The organism is Flavobacterium nackdongense (genome assembly GCF_004355225.1).
Taxonomy (GTDB): domain Bacteria; phylum Bacteroidota; class Bacteroidia; order Flavobacteriales; family Flavobacteriaceae; genus Flavobacterium; species Flavobacterium nackdongense.
In genome coordinates this window covers 3395458-3411430 of the sequence record NZ_CP037933.1, presented here as the reverse complement: position 1 = coordinate 3411430, position 15973 = coordinate 3395458, and the positions used below count along the sequence as shown (strand labels likewise).

At 36.0% G+C, this 15973-nt stretch carries 30 protein-coding genes; 1 reads left to right on the top strand and 29 read right to left on the bottom strand.

Going from position 1 to position 15973, the window contains the following annotated elements; translation table 11 throughout:
* Window positions 1-42: 42 nt before the first annotated feature.
* Complete coding sequence (locus E1750_RS14655; protein ID WP_133277494.1) at window positions 43-747, top strand: carboxypeptidase-like regulatory domain-containing protein; 705 nt, start codon at window positions 43-45, stop codon at window positions 745-747.
* Window positions 748-808: 61 nt separating this feature from the next.
* Here the strand turns inward: E1750_RS14655 and carA are convergent, their stop codons facing one another.
* The 29 genes from carA to rplC form a co-directional block, all read right to left on the bottom strand.
* Window positions 809-1909, bottom strand: a complete 1101-nt coding sequence (gene carA / locus E1750_RS14650) for a glutamine-hydrolyzing carbamoyl-phosphate synthase small subunit (protein WP_133277493.1) — start codon at window positions 1907-1909, stop codon at window positions 809-811.
* A 399-nt stretch (window positions 1910-2308) separates the two neighbouring features.
* Entirely contained in the window at window positions 2309-2842 is a 534-nt protein-coding gene (rplQ, locus tag E1750_RS14645; protein WP_133277492.1) for a 50S ribosomal protein L17, read from the bottom strand.
* 62 nt (window positions 2843-2904) lie between these two features.
* Window positions 2905-3897: a DNA-directed RNA polymerase subunit alpha gene (locus E1750_RS14640; protein ID WP_133277491.1), complete on the bottom strand. Its 993-nt coding sequence runs from the start codon at window positions 3895-3897 to the stop codon at window positions 2905-2907.
* Between the two features lie 21 nt (window positions 3898-3918).
* A complete protein-coding gene (gene rpsD, locus E1750_RS14635; protein WP_024981528.1) occupies window positions 3919-4524 on the bottom strand; it encodes a 30S ribosomal protein S4 in 606 nt (201 codons plus the stop codon).
* A 92-nt stretch (window positions 4525-4616) separates the two neighbouring features.
* Window positions 4617-5000 carry a 30S ribosomal protein S11 gene (gene rpsK / locus E1750_RS14630; protein WP_024981527.1) on the bottom strand — a complete coding sequence of 128 codons (384 nt, stop codon included), beginning with the start codon at window positions 4998-5000 and terminating at the stop codon, window positions 4617-4619.
* Between the two features lie 8 nt (window positions 5001-5008).
* Complete coding sequence (gene rpsM / locus E1750_RS14625; protein WP_133277490.1) at window positions 5009-5383, bottom strand: 30S ribosomal protein S13; 375 nt, start codon at window positions 5381-5383, stop codon at window positions 5009-5011.
* 2 nt (window positions 5384-5385) lie between these two features.
* The gene (gene ykgO, locus E1750_RS14620; protein WP_073370549.1) at window positions 5386-5502 is read right to left on the bottom strand and encodes a type B 50S ribosomal protein L36; all 117 of its coding nucleotides are present in this window, start codon (window positions 5500-5502) and stop codon (window positions 5386-5388) included.
* Window positions 5503-5513: 11 nt separating this feature from the next.
* A complete protein-coding gene (gene infA / locus E1750_RS14615) occupies window positions 5514-5729 on the bottom strand; it encodes a translation initiation factor IF-1 (RefSeq protein WP_007136545.1) in 216 nt (71 codons plus the stop codon).
* Between the two features lie 4 nt (window positions 5730-5733).
* A complete protein-coding gene (gene secY / locus E1750_RS14610; protein ID WP_133277489.1) occupies window positions 5734-7080 on the bottom strand; it encodes a preprotein translocase subunit SecY in 1347 nt (448 codons plus the stop codon).
* 13 nt (window positions 7081-7093) lie between these two features.
* A complete protein-coding gene (gene rplO / locus E1750_RS14605; protein ID WP_133277488.1) occupies window positions 7094-7546 on the bottom strand; it encodes a 50S ribosomal protein L15 in 453 nt (150 codons plus the stop codon).
* Window positions 7547-7559: 13 nt separating this feature from the next.
* Window positions 7560-7739, bottom strand: coding sequence for a 50S ribosomal protein L30 (gene rpmD / locus E1750_RS14600; RefSeq protein ID WP_133277487.1), 180 nt, complete (start codon window positions 7737-7739; stop codon window positions 7560-7562).
* A gap of 12 nt (window positions 7740-7751) precedes the next feature.
* Window positions 7752-8279, bottom strand: a complete 528-nt coding sequence (gene rpsE / locus E1750_RS14595; RefSeq protein WP_035668102.1) for a 30S ribosomal protein S5 — start codon at window positions 8277-8279, stop codon at window positions 7752-7754.
* Window positions 8280-8285: 6 nt separating this feature from the next.
* Window positions 8286-8636: a 50S ribosomal protein L18 gene (rplR, locus tag E1750_RS14590; RefSeq protein ID WP_133277486.1), complete on the bottom strand. Its 351-nt coding sequence runs from the start codon at window positions 8634-8636 to the stop codon at window positions 8286-8288.
* An 11-nt stretch (window positions 8637-8647) separates the two neighbouring features.
* Entirely contained in the window at window positions 8648-9190 is a 543-nt protein-coding gene (gene rplF, locus E1750_RS14585) for a 50S ribosomal protein L6 (protein ID WP_133277485.1), read from the bottom strand.
* 18 nt (window positions 9191-9208) lie between these two features.
* Complete coding sequence (gene rpsH / locus E1750_RS14580) at window positions 9209-9607, bottom strand: 30S ribosomal protein S8 (protein WP_133277484.1); 399 nt, start codon at window positions 9605-9607, stop codon at window positions 9209-9211.
* 73 nt (window positions 9608-9680) lie between these two features.
* Window positions 9681-9950, bottom strand: coding sequence for a 30S ribosomal protein S14 (gene rpsN / locus E1750_RS14575; protein ID WP_133277483.1), 270 nt, complete (start codon window positions 9948-9950; stop codon window positions 9681-9683).
* Window positions 9951-9953: 3 nt separating this feature from the next.
* Window positions 9954-10505 carry a 50S ribosomal protein L5 gene (gene rplE, locus E1750_RS14570; protein ID WP_133277482.1) on the bottom strand — a complete coding sequence of 184 codons (552 nt, stop codon included), beginning with the start codon at window positions 10503-10505 and terminating at the stop codon, window positions 9954-9956.
* Between the two features lie 2 nt (window positions 10506-10507).
* Window positions 10508-10822 carry a 50S ribosomal protein L24 gene (gene rplX, locus E1750_RS14565; protein ID WP_133277481.1) on the bottom strand — a complete coding sequence of 105 codons (315 nt, stop codon included), beginning with the start codon at window positions 10820-10822 and terminating at the stop codon, window positions 10508-10510.
* A gap of 10 nt (window positions 10823-10832) precedes the next feature.
* Window positions 10833-11201 (bottom strand): 50S ribosomal protein L14, encoded by a 369-nt coding sequence (rplN, locus tag E1750_RS14560; RefSeq protein WP_007803649.1) that lies wholly within the window; start codon window positions 11199-11201, stop codon window positions 10833-10835.
* A 2-nt stretch (window positions 11202-11203) separates the two neighbouring features.
* Window positions 11204-11464: a 30S ribosomal protein S17 gene (gene rpsQ, locus E1750_RS14555; RefSeq protein ID WP_133277480.1), complete on the bottom strand. Its 261-nt coding sequence runs from the start codon at window positions 11462-11464 to the stop codon at window positions 11204-11206.
* Between the two features lie 8 nt (window positions 11465-11472).
* Window positions 11473-11664, bottom strand: coding sequence for a 50S ribosomal protein L29 (rpmC, locus tag E1750_RS14550; protein WP_133277479.1), 192 nt, complete (start codon window positions 11662-11664; stop codon window positions 11473-11475).
* Window positions 11665-11677: 13 nt separating this feature from the next.
* The gene (rplP, locus tag E1750_RS14545) at window positions 11678-12103 is read right to left on the bottom strand and encodes a 50S ribosomal protein L16 (RefSeq protein WP_133277478.1); all 426 of its coding nucleotides are present in this window, start codon (window positions 12101-12103) and stop codon (window positions 11678-11680) included.
* A 19-nt stretch (window positions 12104-12122) separates the two neighbouring features.
* Entirely contained in the window at window positions 12123-12884 is a 762-nt protein-coding gene (rpsC, locus tag E1750_RS14540; protein ID WP_103804349.1) for a 30S ribosomal protein S3, read from the bottom strand.
* Window positions 12885-12889: 5 nt separating this feature from the next.
* On the bottom strand, window positions 12890-13303 hold the full coding sequence (gene rplV / locus E1750_RS14535) for a 50S ribosomal protein L22 (protein WP_133277477.1): 414 nt from the start codon (window positions 13301-13303) through the stop codon (window positions 12890-12892).
* 6 nt (window positions 13304-13309) lie between these two features.
* A complete protein-coding gene (gene rpsS, locus E1750_RS14530) occupies window positions 13310-13588 on the bottom strand; it encodes a 30S ribosomal protein S19 (RefSeq protein ID WP_132006277.1) in 279 nt (92 codons plus the stop codon).
* A gap of 6 nt (window positions 13589-13594) precedes the next feature.
* Window positions 13595-14419 (bottom strand): 50S ribosomal protein L2, encoded by an 825-nt coding sequence (gene rplB, locus E1750_RS14525; RefSeq protein ID WP_133277476.1) that lies wholly within the window; start codon window positions 14417-14419, stop codon window positions 13595-13597.
* Between the two features lie 9 nt (window positions 14420-14428).
* A complete protein-coding gene (gene rplW, locus E1750_RS14520; protein WP_133277475.1) occupies window positions 14429-14719 on the bottom strand; it encodes a 50S ribosomal protein L23 in 291 nt (96 codons plus the stop codon).
* Window positions 14720-14725: 6 nt separating this feature from the next.
* A complete protein-coding gene (rplD, locus tag E1750_RS14515) occupies window positions 14726-15355 on the bottom strand; it encodes a 50S ribosomal protein L4 (protein ID WP_133277474.1) in 630 nt (209 codons plus the stop codon).
* Window positions 15355-15972, bottom strand: coding sequence for a 50S ribosomal protein L3 (gene rplC, locus E1750_RS14510; RefSeq protein ID WP_133277473.1), 618 nt, complete (start codon window positions 15970-15972; stop codon window positions 15355-15357). Before rplC ends, rplD begins: the two co-directional genes overlap by 1 nt.
* Between the last annotated feature and the right edge of the window lies 1 nt (window position 15973).

Below are 15973 nucleotides of genomic sequence, written 5' to 3'. Positions count from 1 at the left end.
CTGAATGATGTGAATACTTTTACAATCAACTAATTCCCAATAATGAAAGAAAAACTACTATTAACATTTTTCCTATTTTCTATCAGTGGTTGCTTTGCTCAAACCCAAAAACTAAAAAAAGGCAAAGTCCTAAATGAAAACTTCCCGCTTCAAGGCATTGAAGTCCTAAATTTAAATTCAAAAAAAACCACCAAAACCGATACAAATGGAGAGTTCAGCATTGCAATTGAAGCTAAAGACTCCCTGATGTTTATTTCAAAAAATTATCATTACAAAAAAATCTGCATAAACAAAGAAGATGTAAACAATAACAATCTAGTAATTAACCTGACACTGAAACCAGAAGAATTGGAGGAAGTAGTTGTGATTAAGAAAAAAGCTCTTCCGATGATCAAGTTTGATAAAAATATCGCAAACCAATTAACATTGGAAAAAGCAGCTCGAAACCCAAAACCATACGGCGTTTATGACGGAACAATAGAAAATGGCATAGGCGTAGCAATTCCCCTTGGAGGTAGCAGAAAAAAAATACATCAAATTGATTTTAAAGAACTGGTCAAAGAGAATACCGACGAAAAATATTATGCCGAAATACTGAAATTAAAACCCGAAGAAATTGGTCTTTTTATTGAATTTTGCGATGCCGACCCCAATTCAAAAGAAGTTTTAAAAAATACTAATCCATTGAAACTAATGAATTTTCTACTAGAAAAAAACCGCGAATTCAAAAAGTTACCATCACACTAAAACCAATAAAAAAAAGCTGCCCAAAAGGACAGCTTTCTACAATAATTCTATAAGTATAAATCTAGTTTTTTAAATTTTCCACAAATTGATCAAACAAATAAGAAGAATCGTGAGGACCTGGGCTGGCTTCTGGATGGTATTGAACTGAGAAACAATTTTTGTTTTTCATCCTCATTCCCGCAACAGTTCCATCATTGAGATGCAAATGTGTAATTTCCATATCTGGATGATTGTCTAATTCTTCTTTATTCACAGCAAAACCGTGGTTCTGCGAAGTGATTTCTCCTTTTCCGGTTAGGATGTTTTTTACAGGATGATTGATTCCTCGGTGGCCATTGAACATTTTATAGGTCGAAATTCCGTTGGCCAAAGCAATAACCTGATGCCCTAAACAAATTCCAAATAGCGGTTTGTCATTGGCTAAAATTTCTTTTGCGACCGCAATGGCGCTAAAAAGCGGATCTGGATCACCAGGTCCATTCGACAAGAAATAACCGTCTGGATTGAAAGAGGCCAAGTCTGAATATTTTGCATCATAAGGAAACACTTTGATGTAGCAATCTCTTTTGGCAAGGTTACGAAGAATATTGGTTTTGATACCTAAATCTAAGGCTGCAATTTTATAAGTTGCATTTTCCTCACCAAAAAAGTAAGGTTCTTTGGTTGAAACTTTAGAAGCCAATTCCAAACCTTTCATATCAGGAACATTTGCCAAAGCTGCTTTTAGTTCTTCGATGGGAGTGTCGTCAGTACAAATAACCGAGTTCATTGCTCCGTGGTCACGAATGTAACTTACCAAACCTCGGGTATCAACATCAGAAATGCAGATTAGGTTTTGTTTTTTGAAATACTCTTCCAAACTCCCTGTAGCATCATCACGAGAATAATTGAAACTGAAATTTTTGCAAACCAATCCGGCAATTTTAATGCTATCCGATTCAATTTCTTTATCGTTTACGCCATAGTTTCCGATGTGGGCATTGGTTGCCACCATTATTTGTCCAAAGTATGAAGGATCGGTGAAGATTTCTTGGTAGCCTGTCATTCCGGTATTAAAACAAACTTCGCCAAAAGTTGTCCCAGAAATTCCGATAGATTTTCCGTGAAAAATGGTTCCGTCACTTAATAATAGAATGGCGCTTTTTCGTGTTGTGTATTTCATTCGTCGTAGATATTGTTATTTGTTGGTCTCATGGAACTTCGCTTTGCTTCGTTTCATTCGTCGTAGTTATTGTTTTTCCTCACACCCAACCACTTTCCAAAGGAGGTGGCACGAGATTGAATATTTTTGTTTGCAAATTTAATTTTTTAAAACAGCCGATGCAACGTTTTTTGAAAATTAATGTTTTTTGACGTGGTTCTAATGAAAATAAAAAGTCATAATTAGCCCCGATTGCAGCGGAAATCCTTTTTCTTTTTCCTTTAAAAAGAAAAAGATTGCAACGAAAAGCGGGAAGAGTAGTTATTGAAAAACTCAAGATTTCTGCTCGAAAAAAACAAAAAAAAAGGACAAACTAATAAAAGTTTATCCTTGATTTTTATTGAATGATTATTTTCATAATTATTCGGCAGCCTCTTTTGGAGCTTCATCAGCAGCAGCCGGAGCTTCTGTTTCTGTAGCTGGAGCTTCTGCAACTGGAGCCACTGTCTCTGCAACAGCTTCATCTGCTTTCTTAGCTTTTCCACCACGACGGCTTTTTGCTTTTTTAACTTCTTTTTTACCTCCGTTGTAAAGTTCGTTGAAATCTACCAATTCGATCATTGCCATATCAGCATTATCTCCTAAACGATTTCCAACTTTAATGATACGAGTGTATCCACCTGGACGGTCACCTACTTTAGCAGCTACGTCTCTGAACAAGTCAGTTACGGCATATTTGCTACGCAAGTATCCGAAAACGATACGACGGTTATGAGTCGTGTCTGCTTTCGATTTTGTTATTAATGGCTCAACGAATTGTTTAAGCGCTTTGGCCTTAGCAACAGTAGTGTTAATACGTTTGTGCTCGATAAGAGAACAAGCCATATTAGCCAACATAGAACTTCTATGTGCAGTCTGTCTGCTTAAGTGATTGAATTTTTTTCCGTGTCTCATGACGTATTTTTTTTATCTTCATCTTGCTACAATCCGCCTTGGACAGCAAAATATGAAGTAATTTACTCTTTATCTAATTTGTATTTTGCTAAATCCATTCCGAAGTTTAAATTTTTAATTGCTACTAGTTCGTCTAGTTCAGTTAAAGATTTTTTACCGAAATTACGGAATTTCATTAGGTCATTTTTATTGAAAGATACTAAATCTCCAAGTGTATCAACTTCTGCCGCTTTTAAGCAATTTAATGCTCTTACAGAAAGGTCCATATCTACAAGCTTAGTTTTAAGCAATTGTCTCATATGTAATGACTCTTCGTCATAGGATTCTGTTTGTGCAATTTCGTCAGCCTCAAGTGTAATTCTTTCGTCAGAAAACAACATGAAATGGTGAATTAAAACTTTGGCAGCTTCAGTAAGGGCATCTTTTGGATTGATTGAACCATCAGTTTTGATTTCAAAAACTAATTTTTCGTAATCTGTTTTTTGCTCTACACGGAAGTTTTCGATAGCATACTTAACATTTTTTACCGGAGTAAAAATTGAGTCAGTAAAGATAGTTCCAATTGCAGCATTTTGTTTTTTGTTCTCTTCAGCAGGAACGTATCCTCTACCTTTTTCGATGGTTAAGTCGAAATGTAGTTTGATTTTTGGGTCTAAATTACAGATCACCAGTTCTGGGTTCAAAACTTGGAAACCTGAAATAAATTTCTGAAAATCACCAGCTGTTAATTGATCTTTTCCAGTTACAGAAATAGTCACTGACTCATTGTCAGTATCTTCAATCTGACGTTTGAAACGTACTTGTTTAAGATTTAGAATAATTTCGGTAACGTCTTCAACAACTCCTGAGATAGTAGAAAACTCATGATCTACACCTTCGATGCGAACCGAGGTGATTGCATAACCTTCTAATGCTGAAAGCAAAACTCTTCTAAGTGCGTTACCTACTGTCAATCCGTAACCAGGTTCTAAAGGTCTAAATTCGAATTTACCTTCAAAATCGGTTGAATCGATCATGATAACTTTATCGGGCTTCTGAAAATTAAATATTGCCATAAATTTCGACTAAGTCAATTATTATTTGTTGTACAACTCTACGATTAATTGTTCTTTAATGTTTTCTGGAATTTGAAGTCTAGCTGGTACAGAAACAAAAGTACCTTCTTTTAAATCGTTATTCCAAGTAATCCATTCATAAACGTGACTTGAATTTGATAATGAACGCTCGATAGCTTCTAATGATTTAGATTTTTCACGAACGGCAACTTTATCACCAGGTTTAAGGTGGTAAGAAGGAATATTAACTACTTCACCATTTACAGTAATGTGTCTGTGAGATACGATTTGACGTGCACCTCTTCTAGAAGGAGCGATCCCCATTCTGAAAACTACGTTGTCTAATCGTGCTTCACACAATTGTAATAAAACCTCACCAGTAACTCCTTTAGTAGCTGATGCTTTTTCGAATAAATTTCTGAATTGTTTTTCTAAAATTCCATAAGAATATTTAGCTTTTTGCTTTTCCATTAACTGAACAGCGTACTCAGATTTTTTTCCTCTTTTTTTTGCCATCCCGTGTTGTCCAGGAGGGTAATTTCTTTTTTCGAAAGCTTTATCGTCTCCGAAAATTGCTTCGCCGAATTTACGTGCGATTCTTGTACTTGGACCAGTATATCTTGCCATTTTAAATTGTTTAAGATAGAGATTATGAATTCAGGTCTTATCCTTCGATAATCGTTATTCTATCTAGTTATACTATAATTAAATTTTGAGTATTATACTCTACGTCTTTTAGGAGGACGACAACCGTTGTGCGGCATTGGAGTAACGTCGATGATCTCAGTAACTTCAATTCCACCGTTATGCAAAGAACGGATTGCAGACTCACGTCCGTTTCCTGGTCCTTTTACATACACTTTTACTTTTTTAAGTCCAGCTTCTAACGCTACTTTACTACAATCTTCTGCTGCCATTTGGGCTGCATACGGAGTGTTCTTTTTAGAACCTCTGAAACCCATTTTACCAGCTGACGACCAAGAAATAACTTCACCTTTTTTGTTTGTTAACGAAATGATGATGTTATTGAAGGTAGCAGAAATATGAGCTTCTCCCGTTGATTCAACGATAACTTTACGTTTTTTTGCAGTTGCTTTAGCCATATTACTTATTATTTAGTTGCTTTTTTCTTGTTGGCAACAGTTTTTCTTTTTCCTTTTCTTGTTCTAGAGTTGTTCTTAGTTCTTTGTCCTCTTAACGGAAGACCAGATCTATGACGAATTCCTCTATAACATCCAATATCCATTAAACGTTTGATGTTTAAGGAAACTTCTGAACGTAGTTCACCTTCAATTTTAAAGAATGACACCGCTTCACGAATTGCGTGAATCTCATCATCATTCCAATCTTGAACTTTTGTATCTTGGCTAACTTGAGCTTTTTCTAAAATCTCAGCTGCTCTACTTCTACCAATTCCGAAGATGTAGGTTAAAGCGATAACTCCTCTTTTGTTTTTTGGGATGTCTACCCCTGCTATTCTTGCCATAACTATCCTTGTCTTTGTTTAAATCTAGGATTCTTTTTGTTGATTACGTATAATCTGCCTTTTCTTCGTACAATTTTGCACTCGGCACTTCTCTTTTTAACTGATGCTCTTACTTTCATTTTGAATATCTTTAATATCTATAAGTAATTCTTGCTTTTGACAAATCGTAAGGACTCATTTCTAGTTTCACTTTATCACCAGGTAATAACTTGATGTAATGCATACGCATTTTTCCAGATATATGAGCAATTACTATATGTCCATTTTCTAACTCAACACGGAACATTGCATTTGACAACGCTTCGATGATTGATCCGTCTTGTTCTATTGCTGATTGTTTTGCCATAATATTAAGCTACTGCTTTTCTATTTTTGCCACTTTTCATTAAACCATCATAATGCTTATTCAACAAGTATGAATTAATTTGTTGAATTGTGTCGATGGCTACACCAACCATAATTATCAATGATGTTCCTCCAAAAAACATTGCCCAAGATTGTTGCACATCCATAAGACTTACAACAATTGCTGGGAACACAGCGATTAAGGCAAGAAATAATGAACCTGGGAAGGTAATTAAAGACATCACTTTGTCAAGAAAGTCAGACGTTTCTACTCCTGGTCTAACACCGGGAATAAAACCACCACTTCTTTTCAAATCGTCCGACATTTTATTGGTAGGAACAGTAATAGCAGTATAAAAGAATGTAAATACAACTATCAAAGTCACGAATACAAAATTATACCAAAAACCGAACATATTACTAAATGTACTGACAATAGATTGTGAAGCATCTGATTTTGACAAACCAGCAACTGCAGCAGGGATAAACATAATTGCCTGAGCAAAAATGATTGGCATCACACCGGCAGCATTCAATTTTAATGGAATCCATTGTCTGTTACCACCCATCATATCTTTTTCGAAATCACCTGATGTTGTACGACGAGCATACTGAACTGGGATTTTTCTGATTGCCATTACTAGCAAGATACAAGAAATGATTACTAATAACCAAACAATAATTTCAACCACCAATAGCATTGGACCACCGTTATTATTAGTAACTCTGGCAGCAAATTCTTGGATAAATGCTTGTGGCAATCTTGCCAAAATACCTACCATAATCAATAGCGATATTCCGTTTCCGATTCCTTTATCAGTGATTTTCTCACCTAACCACATTGCAAATATAGTTCCTGTTGTCAAAATAATTACTGAAGAAAACACAAATTCAATAGAATTAAATCCTAATAAAAATGCACTTTGAGGCAATTGTCTGTACAGATTGTAAATATAACTTGGACCTTGGATCAAAGATATACCGATTGTCAACCAACGCGTAATTTGATTAATTTTCTTTCTACCGCTTTCTCCATCACTTTGTAATTTTTGCAAATAAGGAATCGCAATTCCCATCAGCTGAACTACAATCGAAGCAGAAATATAAGGCATAATACCTAAGGCGAAAACAGAAGCTTTAGAAAAAGCACCACCAGAGAACATGTCAATGATAGATCCTAGACCACTTTTTGTTTGCCCAGCTAAACCTGTCAACTGCGTAGCATCAATACCTGGAAGTGTAACGTGAGCTCCAAAACGATAAACTAAAAGAATCCCTAATGTTAAAAGGATTCTGTTTTTTAGTTCCTCGATTTTCCAAATATTAACTAATGATTCAATAAATTTCTTCATTTTTATCGAAAAATTAAAGGGTTACAGCTTCTCCACCAGCAGCCTCGATAGCCGCTTTTGCAGTAGCAGTAAATTTGTGAGCAGTTACTGTCAGTTTTGCTTTCAATTCTCCTCTTCCTAAAATCTTCACACTTTCGTTTTTAGTTGCCAAACGGTTTGCTACAAAAACAGTCATATCAACTGTATCGGTTACAATACCATTATCTACTAATAATTGAAGTGTATCAAGATTCACACCTTCGTATTCTTTACGATTGATGTTTGTGAAACCAAACTTAGGTACACGTCTTTGAAGTGGCATCTGCCCACCTTCAAAACCAATCTTTTTAGAATAACCAGAACGAGATTTTGCTCCTTTGTGACCACGTGATGCAGTACCACCTTTTCCAGAACCTTCTCCTCTACCCAATCTTTTATTTTGATTGTGTGTTGACCCTTCAGCCGGTTGTAAGTTACTTAAATTCATAACGTATTTGTTATTAAGCTTCTGTTACAGAAACTAAGTGTTTAACTTTATTTATCATTCCAAGGATAGTTGGATTGGCATCGTGTTCTACAACTTGACCCATTTTACGAAGACCTAAAGCTTCTAATCCTCTTTTTTGAGTTAGAGGACAGTTGATTTTGCTTCTTACCTGTTTTACTAATAATTTAGCCATAATTTCCTTGAATTAACCTTTAAAAACTTTTTCTAAAGACACGCCTCTTTGTTTTGCAACAGTATACGCGCTTCTCATTTGTAATAAAGCATCAAAAGTTGCTTTTACCACGTTGTGAGGATTTGATGATCCTTGAGATTTAGATAATACATCGTGTATTCCAACTGACTCAAGTACTGAACGAACAGCACCACCAGCAATAACTCCGGTACCGTGAGAGGCAGGAATTAAAAATACACGTGCTCCACCAAATTTACCTTTTTGCTCGTGAGGAACAGATTGACCGTTCAAAGGAATTTTCACAAGATTTTTCTTTGCATCTTCTACTGCTTTCGCAATTGCTTCAGAAACGTCTTTTGATTTTCCTAATCCGTGACCTACTACTCCGTTTTCATCACCTACCACTACAATAGCAGAAAAACCGAAAGCTCTACCACCTTTTGTAACTTTAGTAACACGATTTACACTTACCAATCGGTCTTTCAATTCAAGACCACTTGGTTTTACTAGCTCTACATTCTTGTATTTACTATTAGACATACTATATTAGAATTTAAGTCCAGCCGCTCTCGCGCCTTCCGCTAATGATTTAATACGACCGTGATATAAATAACCTCCTCTGTCGAAAGTTACTGTTTCTATCCCAGCTTTTAACGCTTTCTCTGCAACTAGTTTTCCAACTGCTGTTGCCACTTCTACGTTAGTACCTTTTTCTATTTCTTTTTCTCTTGAAGAAGCAGCTAATAAAGTAACTCCGTTTACGTCATCAATAAGTTGAGCATAAATTTCTTTGTTACTTCTAAATACAGAAAGTCTTGGGTTAGTAGCTGTACCACTAACTGTTTTTCTAATTCTGAATCTGATTCTCTGTCTTCTTTCAGGTTTTGATAATGACATAATATTATTTTTTACGCTGATTTACCTGCTTTTCTTCTTAATACTTCACCTACGAATTTAACACCTTTTCCTTTGTATGGCTCTGGTTTGCGGAAACCTCTGATTTTCGCAGCAACCTGACCTAAAAGTTGTTTGTCAAATGATGTTAACTTCACAATTGGATTTTTACCTTTTTCAGATACAGTCTCCACTTTTACTTCTGGAGCTATTTCTAAAACAATATTGTGAGAAAATCCAAGAGCCAAATCTAATTTTTGTCCTTGGTTTGAAGCTCTATAACCTACTCCTACCAATTCCAACTCTTTAGTAAACCCATCTGTTACACCGATAATCATATTATTGATTAAAGATCTGTACAAACCGTGTTTTGCTCTTTGGTCTTTGTGATCAGATGATCTGTCCACTTGAACTTGATCTCCTTCAACTGTTACAGTCACATCTGAGTATTCCTGTGTAAGTTGACCATTTTTTCCTTTTACTGTAATAATACCATTAGCAACTTCAACAGTTACTCCGGCAGGGACTACAACGGGATTTTTACCTATTCTTGACATCTCTTATAAGTCTTTTAATTAGTATACGTAACAAATTACTTCACCACCTACATTCAATTGCTTGGCTTGTTTCCCAGTCATAAGACCTTTTGAAGTGGATACAATTGCAATTCCTAACCCGTTAAGGATTCTTGGGATGCTTGAAGAACCTGAATATTTACGTAAACCTGGTTTACTAATTCTTTGGATATCTTTGATTACTGACTCTTTAGTATCTTTATCATACTTCAAAGCGATTTTGATTGAACCCTGTACGGTGTTGTTCTCAAATTTGTAACTTAAGATATATCCTTGATCAAATAAGATCTTAGTTATTTCTTTTTTTAGATTAGATGCTGGAATTTCGACAACTTTGTGGTTTGCAGCCACAGCGTTTCTAACTCTCGTCAAATAATCTGCAATAGGATCTGTATACATATGTATTGATTTGCGGTAACGGTTTTCGAAAGAACTATTCTATCGAACCTGAAACCAGTTTATAAATGTTTGATTACCAAGAAGCCTTTTTAACTCCTGGAATTAATCCGTTGTTAGCCATTTCACGGAATGTTACACGTGAAATACCAAATTGACGAATATATCCTCTTGGTCTACCTGTCAATTTGCACCGATTGTGCAAACGTATTGGTGAAGCATTTTTTGGTAATTTTTGCAAACCTACTGAATCTCCAGCTTCTTTCAAAGCTTTTCTTTTCTCAGCATATTTTGCTACCGTTTTTTCTCTCTTCACCTCGCGGGCTTTCATTGATTCTTTAGCCATGTCTTAATTCTTTTTAAAAGGTAAACCTAATTCAGCCAATAACGATTTTGCTTCTTTGTCTGTAGCCGCAGAAGTTACAAAAGTAATGTCCATTCCAGATATTTTATTTACTTTGTCAATATCAATTTCAGGGAAAATGATTTGCTCTAAAACACCAAGATTGTAATTTCCTCTTCCGTCAAAACCAGTAGCTTTAATTCCACTGAAATCTCTAACACGTGGTAAAGCTGAAGTTACAAGTCTATCTAAAAACTCATACATTCTTTCTCCACGCAAAGTAACTTTTGCACCGATTGGCATCCCTTTTCTCAATTTGAATGACGCAACGTCTTTCTTTGAAATGGTAGATACTGCTTTCTGTCCAGTGATCTTTGTTAACTCATCGACTGCATAGTCAATTAGTTTTTTGTCAGATACAGCTGCACCAACTCCTTTACTCAAAACGATTTTTTCCAATTTTGGAACTTGCATTACGTTTGTGTATCCGAATTCCTCTTTAAGAGCAGAGATTACTCTGTTCTTATACTCTTCTTTTAGTCTAGGTATATATGCCATTACTATAGTACTTGATTAGATTTTTTTGAAAATCTCACTTTCTTATCTCCTTCTACTCTGATACCTACTCTTGTTGTTTCCTTAGTTTTAGGATCAATTAGAGCTATGTTAGATATTTGTATAGAAGCTTCTTTTTTTACAATACCACCTTGAGGGCTTTTTGCACTTGGTTTCGTATGTTTCGATACCATGTTTACACCTTCAACAATCGCTTTATTTTTCTCTTTGTACACACGTAATACTTTACCTTCTTCACCTTTATGGTCTCCAGCAATTACTCTTACGATGTCTCCTGATTTTATTTTTAGCTTTATCATCTTAAAATAATTAAAGCACTTCAGGTGCTAATGATACAATTTTCATGAATTGTTTTTCACGAAGTTCTCTTGCTACTGGACCAAAAACACGTGTTCCTCTCATTTCTCCTGCAGCGTTCAAAAGAACACAAGCATTGTCATCGAAACGGATATAAGAACCATCGGCTCTTCTCACTTCTTTTTTGGTACGTACTACAACTGCAGTCGAAACAGCTCCTTTTTTAACGTTTCCGTTTGGAGTCGCATCCTTAATAGATACTACAATCTTGTCACCAACAGAGGCATACCTTCTTTTGGTACCTCCTAAAACACGGATAGTTAAAACTTCTTTTGCTCCCGTATTATCTGCTACTTTTAGTCTTGATTCTTGTTGTACCATAATTATTTAGCTCTTTCAATGATTTCAACTAACCTCCAACATTTGGTTTTACTTAAAGGACGCGTTTCGCTAATTCTTACAGTATCTCCTATGTTACAGTCGTTATTTTCGTCGTGGGCATGAAACTTTTTAGTTTTCAACACGAACTTACCGTATAATGGGTGTTTTACTCTTGTTACTTGTGCAACAACAATGGATTTATCCATTTTATCTGAAGTAACAACCCCAATTCTCTCTTTTCTTAAATTTCTTTTTTCTTCCATCGTTAGAATTATTGTAATTCTCTTTTAGTAAGTTCTGTAGCTAATCTGGCCACTGTTCTTCTCACGCTACGAATTTGTAACGGATTTTCAATTGGAGAAATAGCGTGTGCCATTTTTAAGTCGGCATATACCTTCTTAGTTTGCTTCAATTTTTCTTGCAACTCTGCTGCAGAAAGATTTTTTATTTCTGATTGTTTCATAATAAATGATTAATTATGCTTCGAAATCTCTAGCAACGATGAATTTAGTTTTCACTGGAAGTTTTTGAGCTGCAAGACGCAAGGCCTCTTTTGCAACAGACAAAGGAACTCCACCAACTTCAAACATAATTCTTCCGGGTCTAACAACGGCCGCCCAATATTCGACTGCACCTTTACCTTTACCCATACGTACCTCAAGAGGTTTCTTTGTGATAGGTTTGTCTGGAAATATTTTAATCCATAATTGTCCTTCTCTTTTCATATATCGAGTAGCAGCGATACGTGCCGCTTCGATTTGACGTGAGGTTAAGAACATTCCATCTTCATGAACAGATTTAATACCAAACATTCCATTAGAAAGTTCGTGCCCTCTTTGAGAGTTTCCTTTCATTTTACCCTTTTGTACCTTACGGTATTTTGTTCTTTTAGGCTGTAACATTTTTCTTTAATTTAAAAATTTACTTTCTCTTACGAGCGTCTGGTTTTCCACCTTTATTAAAAGGTTTTCTGTCTCCTCTCGGAGAATCGCCACCTTTACCACCACCAGTTCCAGATTGTTTTTTATCCATTCCTGCAAGTGGAGAAAGATCTCTCTTTCCATAAACTTCACCTTTCATGATCCACACTTTGATCCCCATTCTACCATAAGTAGTATGAGCTTCAGCTAGAGCATAATCGATGTCGGCTCTGAAAGTTGATAGAGGAATTCTTCCTTCTTTGAAACCTTCTGAACGGGCCATCTCAGCACCATTCAAACGACCAGAAATCAAAACTTTGATACCTTCCGCGTTCATACGCATTGTAGCAGCAATAGCCATTTTGATTGCACGTCTGTAAGAAATACGGCTTTCGATTTGACGACAGATGCTTGTAGCAACTAGATACGCGTCAAGTTCAGGTCTTTTTATTTCAAAGATGTTGATTTGAACCTCTTTGTCAGTAACTTTCTTAAGTTCTTCTTTCAACTTGTCTACCTCTTGGCCACCTTTTCCGATAATAATACCAGGTCTAGCAGTAGTGATAGTAACGGTTACAAGTTTTAAAGTTCTCTCGATGATTACTTTTGATACACTAGCTTTTGATAAACGAGCATGGATATACTTTCTGATTTTATAATCTTCGGCCAATTTATCACCGTAGTCATTTCCACCATACCAGTTAGAGTCCCATCCTCTGATGATACCAAGTCTATTTCCAATTGGATTTGTCTTTTGTCCCATCTTTATTAAATTGCTTGTGTGTTATTATTAATTGCTCCCAACACGATTGTTACGTGGTTGGAACGTTTTCTTATTCTGTGTGCTCTTCCTTGTGGTGCTGGACGAAGTCTTTTTAACATCATTCCACCATCAACACGGATTTCTTTAACAAATAATCCAGCCTCTTCAAGATTAGCATCATTATTTTTTTGCTCCCAGTTATTGATTGCAGATAATAATAATTTTTCTAATTTTCTTGAAGCTTCTTTAGAACTGAATCTTAATATGTTAAGTGCTCTTTCTACCTTCTGACCTCTTACTAGATCTGCTACTAAGCGCATTTTTCTAGGTGAAGTAGGGCAGTTATTCAATTTTGCAAAAGCCAATGACTTGTTAGCCTCTTTTCTTGCATCTGCTGTTTCTCTTTTACGAACTCCCATTGCTTCTTATTTTTTACCTTTATTTTTTGCTCCAGCATGACCTCTAAAAGATCGAGTTGGTGAAAACTCTCCTAATTTGTGACCTACCATGTTTTCTGTTACGTAAACTGGTACAAATTGACGACCGTTATGAACTGCGATTGTTTGTCCAACAAAGTCAGGTGTAATCATAGAAGCTCTCGACCAAGTCTTTACCACTCCTTTATTTCCTTTTTCAATGTTTTCTTCAACCTTTTTCTCTAACTTATAATGAACGAAAGGTCCTTTTTTTAATGAACGTGCCATATCTTATTATTTCTTTCTACGTTCTACAATATACTTGTTACTCGGGTTTTTCTTAGAACGTGTTCTATAACCTTTAGCAGGCATACCGTTTCTAGATCTTGGATGTCCTCCAGAAGAACGTCCTTCACCACCACCCATTGGGTGATCGACAGGGTTCATTGCTACTGGTCTTGTTCTAGGTCTTCTTCCTAACCATCTTGTTCTACCTGCTTTACCAGATACAACTAATTGGTGGTCTGAATTAGAAACAGCACCAATGGTAGCCGAACAAGTCAACAAGATCAATCTTGTTTCTCCAGATGGCATTTTGATTGTTGCATATTTTCCGTCTCTCGCCATTAACTGTGCGAATGTACCGGCTGAACGAGCGATTACAGCTCCTTGCCCTGGTCTCAATTCGATACAAGAAATTACAGTTCCTAATGGAATTCTGCTTAATGGCAATGTATTACCTATTTCAGGTTGAGATTCTGGACCAGAAACTAATTTCTGACCTACTTTCAATCCGTTTTGAGCAATAATGTATGTTTTCTCACCATCAGCATAAGCTAATAATGCGATAAACGCAGTACGATTTGGATCATATTCGATTGATTTCACTGTCGCCGGAATTCCTTCTTTTGTACGTTTGAAATCAATAATACGATATCTCTGCTTGTGACCACCACCCGTATAACGCATGGTCATCTTTCCTTGACTATTTCTACCTCCAGAGTTTTTTATCGGCGCTATCAAAGAGCGTTCCGGCTTATCAGTTGTAATGGCGTCATAACCATTCACAACTCTAAATCGCTGACCTGGGGTAATAGGTTTTAATTTTCTTACTGACATTTTTCTATCTTAGATATTGTTGTAAAAATCAATTGTTTCTCCTTCTTGTACTTGTACAATTGCTTTTTTGATTGCATTTGTCTTTCCACTGATAAGACCACTTTTAGTGTATTTTGTAGTTCTATCCGGTCTTACGTTCATCGTGTTAACACTTACAATAGTTACTCCATAAGCAGCTTCAACAGCTTTCTTAATTTGAACTTTGTTTGCTTTTTTGTCAACAACGAATCCGAAGCGGTTTAAAACTTCACTTTCTTTGGTTACTTTTTCTGTTACTATAGGTTTAATTATGATGCTCATATCCTATTATTTACTTAAATTTTCTTCAATTCCCTCTAAAGAACCCTCTAAAAGAACTAAACTATTAGCGTTAAGAATATCGTAAGTACTTAATTCTGAACTAGTTATAACTTTAGACGCCTTTAAATTGCGTGACGACAAATATACATTTTTATTCGATTCGCCCAACACAAATAAAGATTTTTTATTATCCAACCCTAAAGCTTTCAAAACATTAGTGAAATTTTTAGTGTTTGGTGTTTCAAAATTGAAGTCTTCCAAAACAATTACGTTTGTTTCTTTCGCTTTAATTGAGAAAGCCGATTTTCTTGCCAAACGCTTCAAGTTTTTATTCAATTTGAATGAATAACTTCTTGGTCTAGGTCCGAAAACTGTTCCACCACCTTTAAACAATGGGTTCTTTGCACTACCCGCACGAGCAGTACCAGTTCCTTTTTGTTTTTTAATTTTACGAGTACTTCCTGCTACTTCAGCTCTTTCTTTAGCTTTGTGCGTTCCTTGACGTTGGTTAGCAAGATATTGCTTAACATCAAGATATACTGCGTGATTGTTTGGTTCTATACCGAATACTGAATCAGAAAGTTGCACTTTTCTCCCAGTATCTTTTCCGTTGAAATCTAATACTTTTGCTTCCATTACTTCTGAATGATTACATAAGAGTTGTTATGTCCAGGAATACATCCTTTTATAACAAGTAGGTTCTTATCAGCCACTACTTTTAAAACTCTAAGGTTTTGAACTTTTACATTGTCTCCTCCCATTCTTCCAGCCATACGCATTCCTTTGAATACTCTAGATGGATAAGAAGAAGCTCCTACAGAACCTGGCGCTCTTAAACGGTTGTGTTGACCGTGAGTTGCTTGTCCAACACCACCAAAACCGTGACGTTTCACAACCCCTTGAAAACCTTTACCTTTAGACACACCTTGTACATCTACAAATTCTCCTTCTTCAAAAATAGATACGTTGATCACGTCACCTAATTTTTGTTCTGTTGCAAAATCTTGGAATTCAACGACTTTTTTCTTAGCTACAGTTCCTGCTTTCGCAAAGTGACCAACGGCCGCTTTAGTGGAATGTTTCTCGTTTTTGTCATCGAAACCTAGTTGCAACGCTTCATACCCGTCAACACCTTTGGTTCTGACTTGGGTAACTACACATGGTCCAGCTTCAACAACAGTACAAGGAATGTTTTTCCCGTTCTCGTCAAAGATACTAGTCATGCCAATTTTTCTTCCGATTAACCCAGACATA